Below are 6,383 nucleotides of genomic sequence, written 5' to 3'. Positions count from 1 at the left end.
GAGTCGATGAACAACGAGCTGCGTAAAGCCACCCGGAATCGGGTGCAGTTCACCAACGATGAGTCTGCGATCAAAACCTTGTGGTTGATGATCTGCAACATTGAGGACAAACGGGCCGCCAAGCGCGCTAAGCAGGGCAAACGGGTCGCGGCGACCAGCGGCCGGCTGATCGAGGGCAGGCGGGNGACGAACTGGAAGCAGGCCATCAACCAGATGTCTGTGGCTTACCCTGACCGCTTCGAGCCCTACCTCTAATAATCACGCCCCACACACAAACAACTTGACACGCTCGGAAGATACGGATTCTGGGGACTGACTCCCACGCCATATCCAATTCCACACGACGGTCCAGTAGGTAAAATGTTGCAGGCTACAGGACGATCACCAGTACGTGCAGCACATTTGCACTTCATGGTCGTTGCCCCTAGACAACGAAAATTGGTCACCCATATTTTCGTCGAAGGAGACCCACAGCTCGAGATCGGTGATTCTGTTTTCGGCGTCAAAGACTCGTTGATTAAAAAGTTCGAAGAACACAGCCCTGCCACCCCTACTCCCGACGGCCGCGTTCTGGAACAGAGTTGGACCCGTGCCACGTTCGACATAGTGCTAGCACCCGAAAATTGTTAAACCAACTAACTAAAAGTGCAGCACAACACATTTAAATGGAGCAAACAGAAAATGGATTCTACGTCGAACCACCCATTCGAAGAGTCTCCGAAGTTTTTGAAATTCAGCACACATGGGATCGTGCCAAATGATCGAGTCCAGATGTGGGAAGGCCACAATGCGCGCGCCTTGTTACCCCTAGATATTCGCACTATCGATGGCAAACCTCTCCACGCTACAGAATCGAACCTTCATCTCCCCTCAGTTCGGATGGCCAGCGTATTTGGGACTTCCCAATTCGTCGAGCGTTCAGAGAAGTTTATCGCAGACAATCCGACGGGAGTCGTCGCTGTCTTTTTCGCCACTGAAGGCGACGCTGTTTTCTTTCATACCCGCGGACATGTCTCCCTGCGCCCAGGACAAGCTATTGTTTACGACGCAGACGTGCCATTTCTCCGAGGTTTCAACAACCGTTTTCAAGAATTGGTCCTCACAATTCCCAAACCTATTTATGAGGAGATTGTCGGCCCTAAGGGGCCTCAACTACCTGCAATTTTCGAGTTTGGGGCAAGAGGGACAGCAAATGAACAGGCCCTAGCTCGCTTAATTAATGAATCACTCAAACATATCGAGCACGGTTCATTACGTCATATAGACAACCAGGGCATTGGCGGAGACGCGCGCCTCCCTGGCACCGCACTTGAAGAACAAGCAGTCGCTCTTGTTCGCAATGTTTTGGGAGAGACAGCCAGTAGTGAAAAGGGCCTTCTTTCTGCTGCTAAAAGCTACATCGACTTGAATATCGCTAGTTCCAGTTTAAGTACTGGCAGAGTGGCGGCCGCCGTAAATATCAGTGAACGGCAGCTCAGTCGCTTGTTCGCTGAAGCTGGGACGACCGTTAGTCGTTACGTATTGCATACACGTTTGGACTTTGCCAAACAAGCACTATCTTCGCCCGAATACGGCGCTCATCAGGTGGGAGACATTGGAAAACGATTTGGGTTTTCCTCTCCCAGCCACTTCAGTCGAACATTTCGTGAGCGCTTCGACATGACTCCTCTTCAATGGCGAAAGGAATCGGAACGGCGACAGCTTTTCAACTGAAGCTCATCCGCACCATGAATTTTGACTAGATCGGACATGTTTTTTCCTCACTGAGCCAATAAACATCGGTCACTCTATCGCCATTTTGTGATCCACGTTATATTTTCTGTACTTCACGGGGTACTCCCCAGGACTCAGTTTCAGACTTGCAGAAAGGGCACATGATGCAGTTTCATTACGATGGCTACAGCACCGGCGATCCACTCGAGATGCGAGCGGAAGGCAGTGGTATCGACCGTCCCCAAGATCTTCCTGACCGTATGGATGTAATGATCGTCGGAGCCGGTCCGGCTGGGACTATCGCCGCGGCGCAACTTTCCCGGTTCCCCCAAATTTCTACCCGCCTCATCGAACGCAGCGACCGTCGCTTAGAGTTGGCAAACGCGGACGGAGTTCATTCTCGAACAATCGAGACTTTTCAGGCATTTGGCTTTGCTCACGAGATTCTTGCGGAAGCTCATGAGATCACTGATATGGCTTTCTGGAAACCAGATCCTAACGACAACACTAGGATCATTCGTGAAAGCAGCACTCGCGAATTGCCTACCCATATCAGTGAGTTTCCCATGGCGTTGCTAACGCAAACGCGCATTATCGACCACTTCAACCGATTCATGAAGAACGCGCCGACCCGCATGGAGCCGGACTACGGATACGAATTCATCGACTTCGAAGTAGATGAAAATGCGTACGATGCAGAATATCCCGTTCGCGTAACGCTGCGTCACTCCAGCGGACCACAAGAAGGTGAAGAGGTCACTGTCCGAACAAAATACCTCGTAGGAGCTGACGGAGCCCGCAGCCAAGTACGTAAATCATTGGGTTACCGCCTCGACGGAAAGCAGGCGAACCATGCTTGGGGCGTGATGGATATCCACGCCAACACCGACTTTCCCGATGTGCGTAAGAAGTGCACCATCAAATCCAGCTCTGGGCGCACCATCTTGCTAATCCCTCGCGAAGGCGGCTACCTGTTCCGCCTCTACGTTGACTTGGGTGAGGTGCCCGATGACGGCAGCAAAGCTGTTCGCGCAACTCCTTTACAAGAAGTAATCGACACCGCCAACCGCATCATGGCCCCATACACCGTTGATGTCAAAAACGTTGTGTGGCACTCAATTTATGAAGTCGGGCACAGAGTTGCTGACCATTTTGACGACCGCGTTTCTGATAAAACCTCGGGTGACCACCCCCGCATCTTCATTGCTGGCGATGCCTGCCATACACACAGCGCCAAAGCTGGCCAAGGAATGAACGTATCCATGCAAGATGGGTTCAACTTGGGATGGAAACTTGGCCATGTCGCAAGCGGAAACAGCCCACTCGAGCTACTCAATACCTACGCTGAAGAGCGCGAAGATATCGCTTACAAGCTCATCGAATACGACAAGAACTGGTCATCACTGATGGCAAAGCCCACCAGCGAGATGGGCAGTGCGCAGGACCTCGAGGATTTCTACCGAGCTAACTCCGAGTTCAACGCTGGGTATATGACACAGTACGAGCCTTCGTCAATCACTATGGATGATCGCTACCAAGATCTCGCTACCGGCTATCCGATTGGCCGCCGATTCAAGTCTGCGATTACGGGGCGAGTATGCGACCTTGTAGAACTGCACTTGGGTCACCAAGCTTCCGCTGACGGCCGAGTCCGATTTTACGTATTCGCTGATTCTCAAGCACTGCACAGCGAGGGCTCGAAGCTGACGGCATGGTCACAGTGGGCCCAACAGCGCATCGACCCGACGTTGGTCGATGCCAAGGTGATCTACCAGGACTCCTACACAGACTTTGATGTCAGCCAAGTACCGTCCGTATTCAAGCCTCCGGTGGGGATCTTCAAATTGACTAATCTCGAAAATTCCTTCGGCGTTACAAAGGATTCTGACATTTTTGATCTGCGCGGTATTTCTCGCGATGGTGCCGTAGTAGTAGTTCGCCCAGATCAGTACGTTTCAGCAATCTTCCCGCTCGATGACACCGCTGGCCTCGACGAGTTCATCACCGGTTACTTCCCACACATGTAGCTCCACACCTGAACGAAAACGCCACCTGATGTATATAGAGCCTCAGGTGGCTCCAGGCATGCGCATGGCTCCCGAGCTGTGTCCCCTGATAACCAATCATTTTTCAGGTGCAAGCTTGTCAGAGATACCGACGCCACCTGGTACAACTTCATATCAAACCTGTTAGAACAGGGGCTCAACTAAGGCCAGCCCCACCACTTTCCAATAACGGAAGGCGAGGCACATTCGGTATCGGCGGGACCGTACCTGCAAAATGTCGAAGCTGAACTGTTGGAACAGGGCCCTCAGCGCCCACTTTTCGCACAAATCGCCCCAGATCCAACAGTTTAGTTCCAGCAGTTTGCCACTAGGCGCGCCATCGCGCCCGCCGCACAAAGAAAAACGCCGCCTCGCTCCCCACAACGGGAACTAGGCGGCGTTCGTCGCAAAGCGCAGCACCGGCGAACCGGTACCAGCACGAAGCGTGTTTAACGCTTGGAGTACTGAGGTGCGCGACGGGCCTTGTGCAGACCAGCCTTCTTACGCTCAACAGCACGAGCGTCACGGGTGAGCAGACCAGCCTTCTTCAGGGTTGGGCGCTCAGCCGGGTTGTAGATGTTCAGCGCACGAGCAATCGCCAGGCGCAGCGCACCGGACTGGCCGGTTGGGCCGCCGCCCTGAACGGTTGCCTTGATGTCGAACTGCTTCTCGCGGTCCAGGGTGGTCAGTGGCAGCAGGATGTCCTGCTGGTGCAGCTTGTTCGGGAAGTAGTCCTCGAACTCGCGGCCGTTGACCACGATGTTGCCGGAGCCCTCGACCACGGTCACGCGAGCAATTGCGCGCTTACGGCGACCAACGGTCTGGATTGGGCCCTCGTGCAGCTGTGGAGCGGCAAACTCTTCAGCCTGCTCGTCGGAAGCCCCATCAGCGGCAGCAACTGCATCACCGATGGTGTAGTTGAACTCCTCGGTTGCAGCGGTAGCGGCTTCGATGTCGCCTGCCTCTGCAACATTCTCTTCGATGTTGTCTGGAGTGTTGTTTGCCTCGGTCATTACTGTGCCACCTGCTTGAACTCGTAGGTCTCTGGGTTCTGGCCGGCGTATGGGTGCTCAGAGCCGGTGAACACGTGGAGCTTCTTGATGGATTGGCGGGAAAGCTTGTTGTGCGGCATCATGCCCTTCACAGCTTCCTCGATGACGCGATCCGGACGCTCATCCAGTGCACGACCCAGGGTCATGGACGTCAGACCACCCGGGTAGCCGGAGTGGCGGTAACGCATTTCGCGGTCGCGCTTGTTGGAGGAAATGTGGATCTTGTCAGCGTTGATCACGATGACGTGATCGCCGGTGTCAGTGTTTGGTGCAAACATTGGCTTGTGCTTGCCGCGCAGCAGGTCTGCCACGGTGGATGCAAGCTTGCCCAGCACCACGTCGGTTGCGTCGACGACATACCACTTACGGGTAATGTCACCGCTCTTCGGGTGGTAAGTAGACATGCATGACTCCTTCGAAGTCTGTCTCGTTAGCTGCCGGCCAGGGCTTGTGCATCCTCACTCCTTGCGGCGGCCGGTGGAGACCCGTGGAGTGTGCCTGCGGCACCTCAAGCTTGTGCTTGTCGACGACCGCGTGCGTGGATACACACAGGTGTTAAAGGATACGGGAGGCTCATCTCAAATACCAAAACGCCGCCTGAGTATGGGGTGACCTCAGGCGGCGTTTGGTGCGGTGCGCGGTCCCCCAACCGCGTCTCCCCCGATTCTTCAGTAGTTGTGGGCCGCAGCCCTGCGTTCCTTAACTACTGAAGTTTGTTAGCGGTCCGGCGCTCTGGTGCGTCGTATCTGCCCTCACTCGTGTGATGGTCAAGGTCGAGAGCCGGCCGCAAGTCTGTGGTGTTTATCCCCCGGTCCAGCTGCGTGCGATGGCGGAGTTGATACCTTCCATGCGGCTGGAGCCCTGGCGGACGTTCTCGGCGATGGTGGCGAGGACTTCGTTGAGCTCTTTGGCCGCTGCATCCCACTTGCGCTGGTGGATCCAGTAGTTCTCTGCTGCTTCGCCGGTCCAGCTCTGTGCCATCGGGGTAAGCATGTTGTTCAGTTCCTCGAGCTCTGCGTTGACGCTGCGTGCGCTGGAGGAAATGTCATCAGAGGCGGCTGCCAGGCTGCCGAATCCGTACTTAATTGCTTCTGACATCGGATGTCCTTTCTTGATGTGGCTTTGTGTTGGTGTGGTGTTACAGGGCTAGGCCCTCGTCGGGCATGATCGCCGAGAAGACCTCGGCGTTGGCGGCTTCCACGTCTTCGTAGCTGCCGGCGTTGGATCGGATGTTCACGGCGATGTCGGTCAGTGCCTCGCTGAGGCGGCGCTCGGCATCGTCGTAACGCACCATCAGATCAGTGAATGTCTTCTGCGCTGCGCCGTTCCAGTACGCCCGGGTGCCTTCGACGACGTTCTGAACGCGCGCCAGTTCTGCCTGGACTGCGCCGTTGACATCGTCGGTGTGGTTTGCTGCGGTGCGCATGACGTCAGCTTCTGTTTGGAACTCCTGGCCTGCGCCACCTGTTGGCTCGCTCATTGTGTTCAAATCCCCCTCGTGAAGTGCCCGGATTCGGGCTGTGGTTGTGTGTGAAAGAACCAAGGCGGTCTTTCTACTTGTATTGGACTGTCA

Annotated in this window: 6 protein-coding genes and 2 pseudogenes; 4 read left to right on the top strand and 4 right to left on the bottom strand. The window is 55.0% G+C overall.

The features are described 5' to 3' along the window. The 4 genes and pseudogenes from B097_RS0106215 to B097_RS0106200 all read left to right on the top strand — a co-directional run. Positions 1-255, top strand: a pseudogene (locus B097_RS0106215) (IS256 family transposase); the annotation flags it as partial. Positions 256-282: 27 nt separating this feature from the next. Next, positions 283-630, top strand: a pseudogene (locus tag B097_RS13280) (dioxygenase family protein); the annotation flags it as partial. Positions 631-681: 51 nt separating this feature from the next. Continuing rightward, positions 682-1,713 (top strand): helix-turn-helix domain-containing protein, encoded by a 1,032-nt coding sequence (locus B097_RS0106205; protein WP_018581676.1) that lies wholly within the window; start codon positions 682-684, stop codon positions 1,711-1,713. Positions 1,714-1,877: 164 nt separating this feature from the next. Next, entirely contained in the window at positions 1,878-3,740 is a 1,863-nt protein-coding gene (locus B097_RS0106200; protein ID WP_018581675.1) for an FAD-dependent monooxygenase, read from the top strand. Between the two features lie 467 nt (positions 3,741-4,207). Here the strand turns inward: B097_RS0106200 and rpsI are convergent, their stop codons facing one another. From rpsI to B097_RS0106175, 4 genes are all read right to left on the bottom strand, one after another. After that, positions 4,208-4,771: a 30S ribosomal protein S9 gene (gene rpsI / locus B097_RS0106190; protein WP_018581674.1), complete on the bottom strand. Its 564-nt coding sequence runs from the start codon at positions 4,769-4,771 to the stop codon at positions 4,208-4,210. Next, complete coding sequence (rplM, locus tag B097_RS0106185; RefSeq protein WP_018581673.1) at positions 4,771-5,214, bottom strand: 50S ribosomal protein L13; 444 nt, start codon at positions 5,212-5,214, stop codon at positions 4,771-4,773. The genes rpsI and rplM overlap by 1 nt, the downstream gene beginning before the upstream one ends. Positions 5,215-5,611: 397 nt before the next feature. Continuing rightward, positions 5,612-5,908 (bottom strand): WXG100 family type VII secretion target, encoded by a 297-nt coding sequence (locus tag B097_RS0106180; RefSeq protein ID WP_018581672.1) that lies wholly within the window; start codon positions 5,906-5,908, stop codon positions 5,612-5,614. A 40-nt stretch (positions 5,909-5,948) separates the two neighbouring features. Continuing rightward, positions 5,949-6,290, bottom strand: coding sequence for a WXG100 family type VII secretion target (locus B097_RS0106175; protein WP_018581671.1), 342 nt, complete (start codon positions 6,288-6,290; stop codon positions 5,949-5,951). Positions 6,291-6,383 lie beyond the last annotated feature (93 nt).

The organism is Corynebacterium pilosum DSM 20521 = CIP 103422 (assembly GCF_000373805.1).
Taxonomy (GTDB): domain Bacteria; phylum Actinomycetota; class Actinomycetes; order Mycobacteriales; family Mycobacteriaceae; genus Corynebacterium; species Corynebacterium pilosum.
Note: the sequence above shows the minus strand (reverse complement) of the source record. Positions and strands in the feature narration are given on the sequence as shown.